Annotated in this window: 17 protein-coding genes; 8 read left to right on the top strand and 9 right to left on the bottom strand. The window is 69.3% G+C overall.

Features of this window, described 5'->3' with window-relative positions:
• Positions 1-45 precede the first annotated feature (45 nt).
• The 5 genes from NYP07_RS05510 (at position 46) to NYP07_RS05490 (ending at position 3,847) form a co-directional block, all read left to right on the top strand.
• Positions 46-684, top strand: a complete 639-nt coding sequence (locus tag NYP07_RS05510; RefSeq protein WP_268148261.1) for an ABC transporter substrate-binding protein — start codon at positions 46-48, stop codon at positions 682-684.
• 81 nt (positions 685-765) lie between these two features.
• A complete protein-coding gene (locus NYP07_RS05505; protein ID WP_268148259.1) occupies positions 766-1,593 on the top strand; it encodes a MotA/TolQ/ExbB proton channel family protein in 828 nt (275 codons plus the stop codon).
• 31 nt (positions 1,594-1,624) lie between these two features.
• A complete protein-coding gene (locus tag NYP07_RS05500; protein ID WP_268148258.1) occupies positions 1,625-2,053 on the top strand; it encodes an ExbD/TolR family protein in 429 nt (142 codons plus the stop codon).
• Between the two features lie 15 nt (positions 2,054-2,068).
• Complete coding sequence (locus tag NYP07_RS05495) at positions 2,069-2,506, top strand: ExbD/TolR family protein (RefSeq protein WP_268148256.1); 438 nt, start codon at positions 2,069-2,071, stop codon at positions 2,504-2,506.
• A gap of 84 nt (positions 2,507-2,590) precedes the next feature.
• The gene (locus NYP07_RS05490; protein ID WP_268148254.1) at positions 2,591-3,847 is read left to right on the top strand and encodes a hypothetical protein; all 1,257 of its coding nucleotides are present in this window, start codon (positions 2,591-2,593) and stop codon (positions 3,845-3,847) included.
• A gap of 66 nt (positions 3,848-3,913) precedes the next feature.
• Here NYP07_RS05490 and NYP07_RS05485 read toward each other — a convergent pair whose 3' ends face one another.
• From NYP07_RS05485 to NYP07_RS05455, 7 genes are all read right to left on the bottom strand, one after another.
• Positions 3,914-4,672: a 3-hydroxyacyl-CoA dehydrogenase gene (locus NYP07_RS05485; protein WP_268148252.1), complete on the bottom strand. Its 759-nt coding sequence runs from the start codon at positions 4,670-4,672 to the stop codon at positions 3,914-3,916.
• Between the two features lie 100 nt (positions 4,673-4,772).
• Complete coding sequence (gene adk, locus NYP07_RS05480) at positions 4,773-5,429, bottom strand: adenylate kinase (protein WP_268148250.1); 657 nt, start codon at positions 5,427-5,429, stop codon at positions 4,773-4,775.
• Positions 5,430-5,530: 101 nt separating this feature from the next.
• Positions 5,531-6,268: a 3-deoxy-manno-octulosonate cytidylyltransferase gene (gene kdsB / locus NYP07_RS05475; RefSeq protein ID WP_268148248.1), complete on the bottom strand. Its 738-nt coding sequence runs from the start codon at positions 6,266-6,268 to the stop codon at positions 5,531-5,533.
• A complete protein-coding gene (locus NYP07_RS05470) occupies positions 6,268-6,486 on the bottom strand; it encodes a Trm112 family protein (RefSeq protein ID WP_268148246.1) in 219 nt (72 codons plus the stop codon). The genes kdsB and NYP07_RS05470 overlap by 1 nt, the downstream gene beginning before the upstream one ends.
• 257 nt (positions 6,487-6,743) lie before the next feature.
• On the bottom strand, positions 6,744-7,739 hold the full coding sequence (lpxK, locus tag NYP07_RS05465) for a tetraacyldisaccharide 4'-kinase (RefSeq protein ID WP_268148244.1): 996 nt from the start codon (positions 7,737-7,739) through the stop codon (positions 6,744-6,746).
• Positions 7,740-7,758: 19 nt separating this feature from the next.
• On the bottom strand, positions 7,759-8,175 hold the full coding sequence (locus tag NYP07_RS05460; protein WP_268148242.1) for an ExbD/TolR family protein: 417 nt from the start codon (positions 8,173-8,175) through the stop codon (positions 7,759-7,761).
• Between the two features lie 174 nt (positions 8,176-8,349).
• The gene (locus tag NYP07_RS05455) at positions 8,350-8,967 is read right to left on the bottom strand and encodes a MotA/TolQ/ExbB proton channel family protein (RefSeq protein WP_268148240.1); all 618 of its coding nucleotides are present in this window, start codon (positions 8,965-8,967) and stop codon (positions 8,350-8,352) included.
• 347 nt (positions 8,968-9,314) lie between these two features.
• On the opposite strand from NYP07_RS05455, the gene xseA reads away from it, so the two are divergent.
• Entirely contained in the window at positions 9,315-10,616 is a 1,302-nt protein-coding gene (gene xseA / locus NYP07_RS05450) for an exodeoxyribonuclease VII large subunit (RefSeq protein WP_268148238.1), read from the top strand.
• A 56-nt stretch (positions 10,617-10,672) separates the two neighbouring features.
• Positions 10,673-11,254, top strand: coding sequence for a Fe-Mn family superoxide dismutase (locus NYP07_RS05445; protein ID WP_268148236.1), 582 nt, complete (start codon positions 10,673-10,675; stop codon positions 11,252-11,254).
• Between the two features lie 61 nt (positions 11,255-11,315).
• Here the strand turns inward: NYP07_RS05445 and metE are convergent, their stop codons facing one another.
• On the bottom strand, positions 11,316-13,637 hold the full coding sequence (metE, locus tag NYP07_RS05440; RefSeq protein ID WP_268148234.1) for a 5-methyltetrahydropteroyltriglutamate--homocysteine S-methyltransferase: 2,322 nt from the start codon (positions 13,635-13,637) through the stop codon (positions 11,316-11,318).
• Between the two features lie 96 nt (positions 13,638-13,733).
• On the opposite strand from metE, the gene NYP07_RS05435 reads away from it, so the two are divergent.
• The gene (locus tag NYP07_RS05435) at positions 13,734-14,657 is read left to right on the top strand and encodes a LysR family transcriptional regulator (protein ID WP_268148232.1); all 924 of its coding nucleotides are present in this window, start codon (positions 13,734-13,736) and stop codon (positions 14,655-14,657) included.
• Here NYP07_RS05435 and NYP07_RS05430 read toward each other — a convergent pair.
• Positions 14,652-15,224, bottom strand: coding sequence for a TMEM165/GDT1 family protein (locus NYP07_RS05430; RefSeq protein WP_268148230.1), 573 nt, complete (start codon positions 15,222-15,224; stop codon positions 14,652-14,654). The genes NYP07_RS05435 and NYP07_RS05430 overlap by 6 nt on opposite strands.
• Positions 15,225-15,229: the final 5 nt, after the last annotated feature.

The following is a 15,229-nucleotide window of genomic DNA, read 5'->3' as shown; positions in this document are numbered from 1 at the left end:
GAAGAAGTCATTGACTGTGATTTGTAGTTGCAAGAAGGAGCGCGCATGAATTTTGCGCAGGAGAAGCAGGGCGCGTCCCGGTTCACGGGCCTCGGCGTCGTGGTCCTGATTCACGTCGTGGCCATTTATGCGCTGGCGAGTGGCCTGGCGCGAGACATCGTCAAGAAGGTCACCGGCCCCATCGAGACCAAGGTGATCGAGGAGAAGGTCAAGCCGCCGCCGCCGCCTGACAAGGTGGTGCCGCCGCCGCCGGATCTCAAGGCCCCGCCGCCGCCTTTCGTGCCGCCACCCGAGTTCCAGGTGACCGCACCGGCACCGCCGGCGCCGGCCATCCAGTCGACGCAGGTCGCGCCGCCCGCGGTCGCCGAAGTGCGCCCCGCACCGGCGGCACCCGTCGCGGCCCCGGCACCCAGGCCCGCCAAGATCACCGCCGGCATGGTCTGCACCAAGATGGGCAAGCCGGAGATGCCGTCAGTCAACTGGAGTGGCGAAGCCTTGTACAAGGCTGTCGCGACCGTCAAGGCCGGTCGCGTCACTGCCGTCGAAATCACGTCGTTGCGTGGCGGCGTGGACCGCAAGGCGCAACGTGCGCTGGTCCAGGCCATCGAGGCCACGCTGCGCGACACCTATGAGTGCCCGGGCGATCATGTGTTCGAGCAGGAGTTCCAGTTCAAGATCGAGTAATTAAGTTCCGCTTCGAATTCGGCGCCCGCCCGGCGCATTCAACCAAACACCAAACCAGAATTTTCCGTAGGAGTTGACTCCATGATCTCTCGCATTACCGGCTTCTTCGCCGCTATCGCTGTGGCCGCGACCCTGGCCGTTTCGCCCGCTCATGCCCAAGACCAGAAGCCGGCCGATGCCGCCTCGGCCGTGGTGGCGGACGCCGCTGCTCCTGCTGCTGCCCCGGCGCCCGCCGCCAAGCCCGAGAACCCCTACAGCCTGGCCAATATCGTTGCCCACGGCAACGTCGTCGACCAGGTCGTGCTGCTGATCCTGGGCATCATGTCCATGGGTTCGTGGTACATCCTGGTCGTGCGTCTGTGGGACACGAGCAAGCTGTCGTCCGAAGCCAAGGACGTCCGCACCAGCTTCTTCAAGAAGGCCAGCCTGAACGACGGCGTCAAGGGCCTGAAGGAAGAAAGCGCCTTCCGCTACATCGCCACCGCTGCCATCGAGGCTTCGGAGCACCATGAAGGCGCGCTGACCGAGAACATCGACCACAGCAGCTGGGTCACGATGAACGTCGACCGCGCCGTTGGCGACGTCAACACCAAGATCTCGTCGGGCCTGGGCTTCCTGGCAACCGTCGGCTCGACCGCTCCCTTCGTCGGCCTGTTCGGCACCGTGTGGGGCATCCTGAACGCGCTGACCGCCATCGGCGTCGCCGGCCAGGCTTCCATCGACAAGGTGGCCGGCCCCGTGGGCGCCGCGCTGATCATGACCGCCATCGGTCTGGTCGTCGCCGTGCCGGCCGTGCTGGGCTACAACTGGCTGGTCAATCGCAACAAGAGCGTGATGGGCCAGGTTCGCGCCTTCGCCGGCGACCTGCATGGCGTGCTGATGGGCAATCGCGCCGTCGCCAAGCGCTGATCCCCGAGCAGCTCGCACAGGAGCCAATGCCATGGGCATGAACGTCGGATCCTCTTCCGGCGATGACGATGTGGTCTCGTCCATCAACACCACGCCCCTCGTGGACGTGATGTTGGTGCTGTTGATCATCTTCCTCATCACCGTGCCGGTGGTGACGCAGTCGGTCGCGGTGAATCTCCCCAAGGAGACCAACATCGTCCGCGTCACCAAGCCGGAAAACATCGAAATCTCGGTCGCCAAGGATGGCGAGGTCTACTGGGCTACCAAGCTGGTTCCTGACATGGAGGAGCTGGTGCAGCGCCTCGGCAAGGAATCGGTCAAGAACCCGCAGCCCGAGGTGCACATCCGCGGCGACGACAAGTCCCGTTATGAATCGGTGGGCCGTGTGGTCTTCGCCTGCCAGCGTGCTGGCATCATGAAGATCAACTTCGTCACCGAGCCGCCCGCTCGCGGCGGTTGATCCCAGGAGTCGAATATGGGAATGAATGTTGGAAGTTCGTCGGGCAGCGGTGAACCCGAAGTCATGATGGACGTCAACACGACGCCGCTGATCGACGTGATGCTGGTGCTGCTGGTGATGCTGATCATCACCATCCCCATCCAGCTGCACACGATCAACCTGGACATGCCGCCGCCGAGCACGAACCCGCCCGACCACGATCCGGTCGTGCATACGGTCATGATCGACTTCGACGGCACGATCTACTGGGACGAGGCCGCGCTGCCGAGCATCGACGCCGTGAACGCCAAGATGCAGGAAGTCGGCGCGATGACCTTGACCGACCAGCCCGAAATCCACATCAAGCCGAACAAGCTGGTGGACTACGGTGCTGTCGCCGCGGTGATGGCCTCGGCCCAGCGCAACGGCGTCAAGAAGATGGGCATGGTCGGCAACGAGCAGTACGTCAAGTGACGTGAACTCGGGACAGCCGACGCCGACACTTTGAATGCGCGCTGCCCGAGAGGGCGGCGCGTTTTTGCTTTGCAGGAGAACAAGTTGAAGACTCTGAAAACCATGGTGGCCGTCGCCGTTGGCGCCCTGGCCCTGTCCCTGAACGGCGCGCCCGGCGCTGAATTCGGCGTCAGCCAGGCGTCGGCCCAGGAAAGCGTGCGCAAGGAGATCGGCACCCAGCTGACCGAAGCCAGCAAGCTGATCAAGGCGGGCAAGTACAAGGAAGCCCTGGGCAAGGTGCGCGACGCCGAGGCCGTCGGCGGCCGCACTCAGGCCGAGAACAACGCGATCGAAGGCATGCGCGTTGCCGCCGCCTCGGGCGCGGGCGATGCGGACTCCATGGTCAGGGGCTTCGAGACCCTGAAGGCCGCCGGCAAGCTCGGCCAGGCCCAGCAACTGCAGATGATGGAATCCATCGCCGGCACCTATCTGCGCAACAAGGACAACGCCAAGGCGCTGACCTGGGCGCAGCGCTACTTCAAGGAAGGCGGCAACAGCCCCGCGATGAAGCAGGTGCAGCAGAACGCGCAGTTCCTGTCGGGCGACATGGCCGGGACGATCAAGGACACGCTGGACGAGATCGCGGCCGACGAGCGCGCCGGCCGCGCGCCCTCGCGCGACAAGCTCAACCTGCTGCTGTTCGCGGCCCAGAAGAAGGGCGATGCGAGCGCCGAAGGCGTCGCGACCGAGAAGCTGCTGAACTACTACCCCGATCCCAGGCTCTGGGCCCAGATCCTGGGCAGCCTGCCGCAGAAGAAGAGCTTCGCGTCGGACCGCTACCAGCTCGACCTGTATCGCCTGCGCCTGGCGACCGGCAATATGCGCGAGGCCAACGACTACATGGAGATGGCGCAGCTCGCCGCCCAGGCCGGCTATCCCGACGAAGGCAAGCAGGTCGTCGACAAGGGCATGGCCGCCGGCGTGCTGGGCCAGGGCGCGGAGGGCGCACGCCACAAGCGCCTGGCCGACCTGATGATCAAGAAGATCGGTGAAGCCAAGGCAGGTGCCGCGGCCAACGAGAAGGCCGCCGAGGAAGCCAAGGACGGCAATGCCTTCGTGGCGCTCGGCCTCGCCAATGCTTTCGGTGGCGACGCCAAGAAGGGCGTGTCGCAGATCGAGCAGGGCATCGCCAAGGGCAATCTGAAGCGCCCCGAGGACGCCAAGCTCTACTTGGGCCTGGCCCATTACCTGGGCGGCGAGGCAGGCAAGGCCCAGGCGGCCTGGAAGACGGTCAAGGGCACGGACGGCGCCGCCGACCTTGCCCGCCTGTGGATCATCCAGTCGCGTTCGGCCAGGCACTGACCCGGCGTTCGCCAAACAAAAAGGGCCTGGTTCGCACCAGGCCCTTTTTTCATGTCGCCGCGGCGCTCACTTCGGCGCCAGGCGGATCGCGCCGTCCAGGCGGATGACCTCGCCGTTGAGCATGTCGTTCGTGATGATCTGGTGCACAAGCTTGGCGTAGTCCTCGGGCTTGCCCAGGCGGCTCGGGAAGGGGACGCTGGCGGCCAGCGCGTCCTGCACCTCCTGCGGCATGCCGAACAGCATCGGCGTGCCGAAGATGCCCGGGGCGATGGTCATGTTGCGGATGCCGTTGCGGGCCAGGTCGCGGGCGATGGGCAGGGTCATGCCGACGACGCCGCCCTTGGAGGCCGAATAGGCCGCCTGGCCGATCTGGCCGTCGTAGGCCGCGACCGAGGCCGTCGAGATCATCACGCCGCGTTCGCCGGTGGACTCGGGCTCGTTCTTCGCCATGGCCTCGGCGGCAAGGCGGATCATGTTGAAGCTGCCGATCAGGTTGACCGTGATGGTCCTCGTGAAGCTGGCCAGCGGATGGGCGCCGTCCTTGCCGACCGTCTTGATGGCCGGCGCGATGCCGGCGCAGTTCACGAGGCCCATCAGCTTGCCCAGGCCGGTGGCCGCGGCCACGACGGCCTGGCCGTCGGCCTCCTGGCTGACATCGCACTTGACGAAGACGCCGCCGAGCTCGGCCGCGATGGCCTGGCCGCGCTCGACCTGCAGGTCGGCGATGACGACCTTGGCGCCGTGGGCGGCCAGCATGCGGGCCGTGCCTTCGCCGAGGCCCGAGGCGCCGCCGGTGACGATGAACACCTTGCCTGCGATTTCCATGATGAGGATCTCCTGGGTTGATTGACGTAAACGTCAATTGTGGCCGACAAAAAAGCCGCTGGGCGCGAGGGCAGCGGCCTTTGTGGGCAGTGCGACGGCTTCAGCTGCTCAGCGCAGCAAGCGCGCGCCGCGTGATGTCGTCCACCGAGCCCATGCCTTCGATGCGGCGGTACCTGGGTGCCTTGGCGTCGCCGGTGGCGGCCCACTGCGAGTAGTAGTCGACCAGCGGGCGGGTTTGCGCGGAGTAGACGTCCAGGCGCTTCTTGACGGTCTCTTCCCTGTCGTCGTCGCGCTGCACCAGCGGCTCGCCGGTTTCGTCGTCCTTGCCTTCGACCTTGGGCGGGTTGAACTTGACGTGGTAGGTGCGGCCTGACGCCGGATGGGAGCGGCGGCCGCTCATGCGCTCGATGATGGCGTCGAAGGGCACGTCGATCTCGAGCACATAGTCCAGCTTGACGCCGGCCGCCTTCATCGCGTCCGCCTGGGGGATGGTGCGCGGGAAACCGTCGAACAGGAAGCCGGCGGCGCAGTCGGGCTGGTCGATGCGTTCCTTGACCAGCGCGATGATGAGGTCGTCGCTGACGAGGCCGCCGGACTTCATCACGGCGTCGGCCTGCTGGCCCAGCGGCGTGCCGGCCTTGACGGCGGCGCGCAGCATGTCGCCGGTGGAGATCTGCGGAATGCCGAATTGCTTGCAGATGAAGGCAGCTTGGGTGCCTTTGCCGGCGCCGGGGGCGCCCAGAAGAATCAGTCGCATGGGTCTCCTCTTTGTGTCAGGACCATGTGGAAGTCCTGCCTCAGCTCAGCGGTCGAGTATCGCATGTGGCCTTTCGAGGGCCTGACGCTCCAAACTGGTGCTTACGCCCGGATCAAGCGGCGAACACGTTCCAGATCCTCGGGCGTGTCGACGCCCGGGCCGGGCCGTTCCGGGCTGACGTGCACCGCGATGCGCTCGCCATGCCAGAGCACGCGCAACTGCTCCAGCGACTCGATCTGCTCCAGCGGGCTGACCGCCAGCGTCGGGAAGCGGCGCAGGAAGCCGGCGCGGTAGGCGTAGAGGCCGACATGGCGCAGCGCCTGCTTGGGCTGGCCGGCGCCGTCGCGCCACCAGGCGATGGGGGCGCGCGAGAAGTACAGCGCCCGCCCGGCCTTGTCGGTGACGAGCTTGACGACGTTCGGATTCGCGAACTCGGAAGCCTCGCTCAGTTCATGCGCGACGGTGGCCATCACGCAGTCGGGCTGGGCGGCCAGCGTCGCGGCGCAGGCGTCGATCATCGCCGGCGCGATCAGCGGCTCGTCGCCCTGCACGTTGACGACTGTCGCGTCGTCCGCCAGTCCGAGCTGCTCGACGGCCTCGGCGAGGCGGTCGCTGCCCGAGGGGTGGTCGGCACGCGTCATCAGCGCGCGCACGCCGTGGCCCGCGCAGGCGGCGGCCACCTCGGGCGCGTCCGTCGCGACGACGACCTGGCTCGCCCCCGACTCGGCCGCACGGCGCGCGACGCGCACGATCATCGGCAGGCCGGCGATGTCGGCCAGCGGCTTGTTCGGCAGGCGGGTCGACGCGAGGCGCGCCGGGATGATGACGGTGAAGCCCATCAATCGGCCGGCGCCAGCGGCACAGGGGCGCTGGCGGCCTCGGGGTCCCAGGGCTTGGCCTCGTTCTCCAGCATCAGCGGGATGCCGTCGCGGATCGGGAAGGCCAGGCGGTCGGCGCGGCAGGCCAGGGCCGGCAAGTCGGGCTCGGCGCCGCGCAGCAGCGTCAGCGGCCCTTTGCACAGCGGGCAGACCAGCATCTCGATCAGTCGTTGATCCATAGGGGACCTGTTAACAGGGTGGTAATGGGTCGCGAAGGCCCGCCGCCACGGGCCAATCTAGGCGCGGCACGCCGCCCGCACTCATGTGCGGGCAAGTGACGCAACGACGAGTGGCCCGTGGCGGCGGGCCTTCCCGAAGGGTTGTGATCAGAAAGGCCTCATTCGGCGTTGCAAATCCTCGCCGGGTACCCGACCCGGCTCCGGTTTGCGCCTTGCCTGAGGCCTTTCTGATCACAACGCGACCCATTACCACCCTGTTAACAGGTCCTACCAGGAAACAGGCGTTGAAGTTGGGTATCCAGCGCGGCCTCGAAGCCGGCGCCAAGGGCAAAGTCTAGCGTCACGACCCAGATCGGCGTGGGGCCAGCGCGCTCGGGCGGCAGCTTGACCGCGTCCTTCTCGGTCAGCAGCACGCCGGCCGCGTCCGCGGGCCAGGGGAGTGTGTGGAAGTCGGCATGGTCGGGCAGGGGCAGGGGCTCGAAGCTCAGGCCCAGGCCGGCCAGCATGTCGAAGAAGCGCTGCGGGCGCGCGAGTCCGGCGCAGGCCCGCAGGCCGGGCAGGGCGCGCAGCGCGAGCAGCGTGGCCATGTCCGCCGGCTCGCCGGCCCACCAGCCGGCCAGCGGCACGGCGCCCGCCAGGCGGCGCTCGGCGACGAAGCCGGGCAACGCGGTGCTGGCGCGGGCCGAGTTGTAGACGACGAGGTCGTCCGCGGCCAGCGGCGTGGGCGGCTGGCGCAGCGGGCCGGCAGGCAGCAGCCGGCCATTGCCGAGGCCCCGCTCGTCGAAGACCAGCAGGCTCAGCTCCCGCGGCAGCCGCCAGTGCTGCAGGCCGTCATCGCTGACCAGCAGGTCCAGGCCGGGATGGGCCACCAGCAGCGCCCTTGCCGCGGCGCCGCGGTCACTGCCGACGGCCACGGGCACGCGGCCGCGTCTGTGGATCAGCAGGGGTTCGTCGCCCAGTTCGCCTGCCGTCGAGGCAGGGCTGGCGACGCGCACGCCGTCACTCTCGCGGCCGTAGCCGCGCGACACCACGCCGGCCTTCAGGCCGCGTGCGCGCAGCAGCTCCAGCAGGGCCAGCGTCGTCGGCGTCTTGCCGGCGCCGCCGACGATCCAGTTGCCGACCACGATGACGGGCACGGGCAGCGCCTCGGTCCGTTTCAGGCCGATGCGGTAGGCCAGGCGGCGCAGTGCCAGCAGCCCGCGGTAGAGCCAGCTCAGCGGCAGCAGCGCGGCGGACAGCGGGCCGCCGCTCAACCACTCGCGCTGGAGCCGATCAGCGAGCGTCGGTCTGCGCGGCGAAGGTGACACGCGTCAGGCCGACGCGGCGCGCGGCGTCCATCACGTTGATGACGGCCTGGTGGGGCGTGGCCGCGTCGGCCGAGATGATCAGCGAAGCGTCCGCGTTGCCGCCCGAGGCCTGGCGCAGCGCGCCGATCAGGATGTCCACCGAGCGGCCTTCCACCGGCTGGCGGTTGATGACGAAGCGGCCGTCTGCCGCGATGCCGACGATGACCTCCTGCGGCCTGTCCTTGAGCTTCTCGGCGTCCGCCGAGGGCAGCGTGATCTGCAGTTCGGTGAACTTGGAATAGGTCGTCGACAGCATCAGGAAGATCAGGATCACCAGCAGCACGTCGATGAAGGGGATCAGGTTGATCTCCGGCGGCTCGCGGTGCGGGGAGCGGAATCTCATGTGTCAGTTCATCCGTTGTGTGCAGCAGGCTGCGGGTCGGTGCCGGGCCGCTCCCAAGCCGGCCCGCAGGCGATGTGCAAGCGGCTCAACGCCGCTTGCATCGCCGTCCCCTCGGGGGACCGGCTGGACGCGCCCGCGTTCAGCGCGGCGAGACCGGACGCGGGGCAGTTCATTTCAGGCCGTGTAGCGGCGCAGCTGGCCCAGCAGGCGGTCGGCGGCGGCTTCGAGTTCGAGCACGTACTCCTCGATCTTGCCGCGGAAGTAGCGGTAGAACATCAGCGACGGGATGGCGATCATCAGACCGAAGGCCGTGTTGTAGAGGGCGATGGAGATGCCGTGCGCCAACTGGGCCGGGTTGCCGCCGCCGGGCGTCTGGCTGCCGAAGATCTCGATCATGCCGACCACGGTGCCCATCAGGCCCAGCAGCGGTGCCGCGGTGGCGATGGTCCCCAGCGTGTTCATGTAGCGCTCGAGCTGGTGCACGGCGCGGCGGCCGGCGAACTCGAACACCAGGCGCAGCTTGCCCTCGGGCATCTGCGGCTCGGACGTGACGGCGCGCAGGCCGGCGGCCAGCACTTCGCCGAGCACGGAGTTCTCGGCCAGGCGGTCGACCATGTCGGGCGCCGGCAGCTGCTGGGCGCTGACGTTCATCACGTCGTCCAGCAGCCGCGCCGGCAGCACGCGGCTGGTGCGCAGGCTGGACAGGCGCTCGATGACCAGGGCCAGGGCCACCACGGAACACAGGAGCAAGGGCCAGATCGGCCAGCCGGCCGCTTGTATGATCGAAAACAAGGTCGTCCCCGTCGGAAGAACGGCCGCAGGGGCCGGATGAGTGCGCGGGATTATGACCCCAGCCCCGGCCCGCGAAGCCAGTCCCTGGCGGCCTGAAAAGCCTGCTCACAATCCACCGTCGCTGTGGATAACTTTGTGGGCAAACGCGGGGCGGAAGGCGGCAGGGGCCGTCAAATCAAGGCCTTGGACAACTTGCCTCAAGTTTGAGCAGCGGATTTCGAATTGAAAAACAAGGCCTTATATGCTCATGACGACGCCATGACGGCGCGCAGGGGCCGAAATCGCCCGCCAGCCCAGTGTTGGCGCGGCTGTGGACTTCCCGGCCCGCGCCGGCATTGGGTTTGCGCGTGATTGAAGGCCGCGAAGCCGCATCGGGCCGTCGTGTCTGGGGCGTGGCCGGCCTGGTCGACGCGATTGCACAGAGCCTGGCCGAGCGCTTCTCCGTCGTCGTGGTCGGCGGCGAGATCGCCGGCTTCACGCGCGCGGCCAGCGGCCACTGCTACTTCACGCTGAAGGACGCCGACGGCCTGGCCGCCAGCCTGCGCTGCGCGATGTTCCGGCGCGCGGCGGCGATGCTGGATTTTTCGCCGGCCGACGGCGCACTGGTCGAACTGCGCGGCCGCGTGGCCGTCTACGAGCCGCGCGGCGAACTGCAGTTCGTCGTCGAGGCCATGCGCCGTGCCGGCGCCGGCTCGCTGTACGAGCAGTTCCTGAAGCTGCGCGCGCGGCTCACGGCCGAGGGCCTCTTCGACGCCGAGGCCAAGCGCGCGCTGCCCAGCCACCCGCGGCGCATCGGCGTCGTCACGTCCACGGCCGGTGCGGCCCTGCACGACGTGCTGACCGCGCTGGCGCGCCGCGCGCCGCAGGTCGAGGTGGTCGTCTATCCCAGCCTCGTGCAGGGCGCCGAAGCGCCGCCGGCCCTGGTCAGCGCGCTGCGCACGGCCAATGCGCGCGCCGAGGTCGACCTGCTGCTGCTGGTGCGCGGCGGCGGCTCGCTGGAAGACCTGTGGGCCTTCAACGACGAGCGCGTCGTGCGCGCGGTTGCGGCGTCGGCCCTGCCCGTCGTCTGCGGTGTCGGCCACGAGACCGACGTGACGCTGTGCGACCTGGCGGCCGACTTGCGCGCGCCCACGCCCACGGCTGCCGCCGAGCTGGCGGCGCCGTCCCGCGAGGCGCTGCTGGCCGAACTCGCCAGCCTGGAGCGCGGCCTGGCGCTGCGCGTGGACCACCGGCTGCAGACCCTGGGCCAGCGTCTGGACCGCCTCGCGCTGCGCCTGGCCCGCCCCAGCGACGCGCTGGCCCGCCAGCGCCGCCTGCTGGAGCTGCTGGCTCAGCGCGCGACGGCGGCGCCGGGGCGGCGCGTCGAGCTGTTGCGCCAGCGCCTCGAGCACATCGCCCAGCGCCATGCGCGCGCGCAGCGCGACGCGCTGGCCCGCCAGGCCGCGCGGCTCGATGCACTGCAGGCCCGGCTGCAGGCCCTGGATCCCCAACATGTGCTGGCACGCGGCTATGCCTGGCTGGACGATGGGCAGGGCGGCGCGATCACGTCCGTGCAGGCGCTGCAGCCCGGTGCCGAGGTGCGCGCGGTGCTCGCCGACGGCAGCGCCGACTTGCAAATTCTCAGAGTACGGGCATCCCCGCAGGGGTGATCTGCCCTCCCTACAATCCGCCGCGTTTCCCTTCCCCCCAACATTCGAGGATCCTCATGGAACACACGCTGCCTCCGCTGCCCTATGCCATCGACGCCCTGGCCCCGCACTACAGCAAGGAAACGCTGGGGTTCCACCACGGCAAGCACCACAACGCCTATGTGGTCAACCTCAACAACCTGCAGAAGGGCACCGAGTTCGAAGCCATGACGCTCGAAGAGATCGTCAAGAAGAGCTCGGGCGGCATCTACAACAACGCCGCGCAGATCTGGAACCACAGCTTCTTCTGGAACTGCATGAAGCCGGCCGGCGGCGGCGAGCCCGGCGGCGCGCTGGCCGCGGCCATCGACGCCAAGTGGGGCAGCTATGCGGCCTTCAAGGAAGCCTTCGTGAAGAGCGCCGTCGGCAACTTCGGTTCCGGCTGGACCTGGCTCGTCAAGAAGGCCGACGGCTCGGTCGACATCGTCAACACCGGCGCCGCCGGCACGCCGCTGACCACCGCCGACAAGGCCCTGCTGACCGTCGACGTGTGGGAGCACGCCTACTACATCGACTACCGCAACCTGCGCCAGAAGTTCGTCGAGACCTTCCTGGGCCACCTCGTGAACTGGCAGTTCGCCGAAGCCAACTTCGCCTGAGGCGCTTCCCGCGCATCAACAGGGCCGGCGCATGCCGGCCTTTTTGCTGGGCGGGCGCCGTTCAGGCCCCCTCGCCGCGGAGTGCCCGGGCCGCGTCGACCATATGGCGCAGCGCCGCCTCGGTCTCGGGCCAGCCGCGCGTCTTCAGCCCGCAGTCGGGGTTGACCCAGAGCTGCCCGGCCGGGATGACCTCGGCGGCCTTGCGCAGCAGGCGCTGCATCTCGGCGGCCTCGGGCACGCGCGGCGAGTGGATGTCGTAGACGCCGGGCCCGATCTCGTTGGGGTAGCGGAAGTCGCCGAAGGCCCTCAGCAGCGCCATGCCGGAGCGGCTGGTCTCGAGGGTGATGACGTCGGCGTCCAGCGCGGCGATGTCCGGCAGGATGTCGTTGAACTCCGCGTAGCACATATGGGTGTGGATCTGCGTGTCGTCGCGCACGGGGCTGGCCGCCACGCGGAAGGCGCGGGTGGCCCAGGCGAGGTAGTCGGCCCGGGCGTCGCGGCGCAGCGGCAGGCCTTCGCGGAGGGCGGGTTCGTCGATCTGGATGACGGCGATGCCGGCGGTCTCCAGCTCGGCCACCTCGTCGCGGATGGCCAGCGCGATCTGCAGCGCGGTGTCGGCGCGCGGCTGGTCGTCGCGCACGAAGGACCACTGGAGGATGGTGATCGGGCCGGTCAGCATGCCCTTCATCGGCCGCGCGGTGAGGCTCTGCGCGAAGACGGTCCAGTCCACCGTCATGGCCTGGGGGCGCGACACGTCGCCGAACAGCACCGGCGGCTTCACGCAGCGCGAGCCATAGCTCTGCACCCAGCCGTTGGCCGTGAAGGCGAAGCCGGCGAGCTGTTCGCCGAAATACTCCACCATGTCGTTGCGCTCGGCCTCGCCATGCACGAGCACGTCCAGGCCGAGCGCCTCCTGCTTGCGCACCGCGAGCTCGATCTCCTGGCGCATGGCCTGCCGGTAGTCGGCCTGCGGCAGCTCGCCGCGCCGGAAGGCGGCGCGCGCGGCGCGGATCGCCGGCGTCTGCGGGAAGGAGCCGATGGTCGTCGTCGGGAAGGCCGGCAGGCGCAGGCGGCGGCGCTGGGCGGCCTGGCGCGCCGGGAACGGCGAATGGCGCCGGTCCGCGTCGGCCGGCAGCGCGGCCACGCGCGCGGCGACGGCGGCTTGGCGCACGCGCAGGCTGGCGGCCCGAGCGGCCCGCGCGGCGCGTGACTCGGCCAGTTCGCGCGCGACGCCCGCCTCGTCGCCCCACAGCGCGCGCCTGAGCACGCGCAGTTCGTCCAGCTTCTCGACGGCGCCGGCCAGCCAGGCCTGCAGCTCGGCGTCCAGCGCCCGATCCTGGCGCAGGCTGAAGGGCAGATGCAGCAGCGAGCAGGAGGCCGCCACCCACAGCCGCCCGCCGCGCAGCTCGCGCACTTCCCGCAGCCGCTGCAGCGCGGCCTCGAGGTCGCTGCGCCAGATGTTGCGGCCGTCGACGATGCCGACGGAGAGCTCGCGCTCCCGCGGCAGGCACCGGGCCACGGCCAGCAGTTCATCCGGGGCGCGCACCGCATCCACATGCAGGCCGGCCACGGGCAGCTCGCAGGCCAGGGCCAGGTTGCCGGCCAGCGGCGAGAAATAGCTGGCCAGCATCGGCAGCGGCAGCTCGGCCCTGGCCAGCCGCGCGTAGGCCTGGCGCAGCGCGGCCTGCCAGGCGGGGGCCAGGTCCAGGCCGAGGACGGGCTCGTCCAGTTGCACCCAGGTCACGCCGCGGGCGGCCAGGCGCGCCAGTAATTGCTCATAGGCCGGCAGCAGGCGCTCCAGCAGCGCGAGGCGGTCGAAGCCGTCCTCCCGGCTCTTGCCGAGGTGCAGGAAGCTGACCGGCCCGAGCAGCGCGACCTTGGGGCTGGCGGGCAGGGCGATGGCCTCGTCCACCTCGGCGAGCAGGCGCTCGGGGTGCAGGCTGAAGGCCGTGCCGGCATCGAACTCGGGCACGAGGTAGTGGTAGTTGGTGTCGAACCACTTGGTCATCTCCAGCGCGGCGGCAGCGTCGCCCGGGGCGGCGCCGCAGCCGCAGGCCTCGCTGTGCGCGTGCGCGGTGCTGCCGCGCGCCATCACGAAATAGCGCTGCAGCGGCGTCTCGCGGCCGCTGAAGCCGAAGCGCGCCGGCTCGCAGCCGAACAGCTGGATCAGGTTGGCGACATGGTCGTAGAGGGCGAAGTCGCCGACGGTGACATGGTCCAGCCCGGCGCGCTGCTGCAGGCGCCAGTGGCGGGCGCGCAGCTCGGCGGCCTGGGCCTCCAGCGCCTCGGCCGCCAGCTCGCCGCGCCAGTGGCGCTCCAGCGCCGTCTTCAGCTCGCGCTGCTCGCCGATGCGCGGAAAGCCGAGAATATGAGTCTTGATCATGTTGAATCGAAAAATACTGAAATCGATTCGTGATGATCGGCAATCCTTGGCTATGATTCAAACGAAACGTTTTCTGATTAATCACAAGTTTCATTCATGCAAACGCCGCTGGAACTACGCCATCTGCGCACCCTCGTCGCGCTGCGCGAGGCCGGCAACCTGTCGCGCGCGGCGCAGCTGCTGAACCTGACGCAGTCGGCCCTGTCCCATCAGCTCAAGGGACTGGAGGCGCATTACGGTGCCGAGCTGTTCGCCCGCAAGAGCCAGCCGCTGGCCTTTGGCGCCGCCGGCCAGCGCCTGCTGAAGCTGGCCGACCTGGTGCTGCCGCTGGCCGATGAGGCCGACCGCGACGTGCGCCGCCTGGCCGACGGTTCGGCCGGCCGGCTGCGCATCGCCGTCGAATGCCACACCTGCTTCGACTGGCTGATGCCGGCCATGGATGCCTTCCGCGAGCGCTGGCCGGAGGTGGAGCTGGACATCGTCTCCGGCTTCCAGGCCGATCCGGTCGGGCTGCTGCACCAGGACCGCGCCGAACTGGCCATCGTGTCGGACGTCGACGCCGAGGAAGCGGGCGTCGTCGTGCATCCTCTGTTCAGCTTCGAGATCGTCGCGCTGCTGCCCAAGGGCCATGCGCTGCTGGCCAAACCCTGGCTCGAGGCGGCGGATTTCGCCGCGCACACGCTCATCACCTATCCGGTCCCCGACGAGATGCTGGACCTCGTGCGCCGCGTGCTCAAGCCGGCAGGCGTGACGCCGCCGCGGCGCACCAGCGAGTTGACGGTGGCCATGCTGCAGCTCGTGGCCAGCGGCCGGGGCCTGGCGGCGCTGCCGCTGTGGGCGGTGGAGGGCTATCTGGCGCGTGGCTATGTCGCCCGCCAGCGCATCGGCGAGCCGGGCCTGACCGGTCGCCTCCATGCCGTCAGCAGCGAGGCGCTGGCGCCCCGGCCCTTCCTGGCCGACTTCGTGCGCATCATGCGCGAGACCTCGCTGCTGAACCTGGCCGGCGTGAGCCTGCTATAGCCAGCGGTCGACCTTCAGCAGCGCCAGCACGCCCATCAGGGCGAACATTGCCGCGGCGACGCCGTGGACGAGCTTCATCGGGATCTTCTTCGCGAAGCGGTCGCCCACGAAGACGGCGGGCACGTCCGCGATCAGCATGCCCAGCGTCGTGCCGGCCACGACCAACAGCGGCTGCGGGTAGTGAGCGGCCATCGCGACGGTCGCGATCTGCGTCTTGTCGCCCATCTCGGCCAGGAAGAAGGTGACCAGCGTCGTGCCGAACACGCCGAGCCGGCCGTTGATGCGGGTGTCCTCGTCGTCGAGCTTGTCGGGGACCAGCATCCAGGCCGCCATGCCGAGGAAGGACAGGCCGAGCGTCCAGCGCAGCACTTCGGGGCTCAGCACCGACGTGATCCAGGCGCCCAGCGCGCCCGCCGCGCCGTGGTTGACGATGGTCGCGGCGAGGATGCCGAGGATGATTGGGGCGGGCCGCTTGAAGCGGGCGGCCAGCACGAAGGCCAGGAGTTGGGTCTTGTCGCCGATCTCGGCCAGGGCCACCACGCCGGTGGACATCAGGAGTGCTTCCATGCTGC

Source organism: Pelomonas aquatica (assembly GCF_026712205.1).
In the GTDB taxonomy this organism is placed as follows: domain Bacteria; phylum Pseudomonadota; class Gammaproteobacteria; order Burkholderiales; family Burkholderiaceae_C; genus Pelomonas; species Pelomonas aquatica.
Note: the sequence above shows the minus strand (reverse complement) of the source record. Positions and strands in the feature narration are given on the sequence as shown.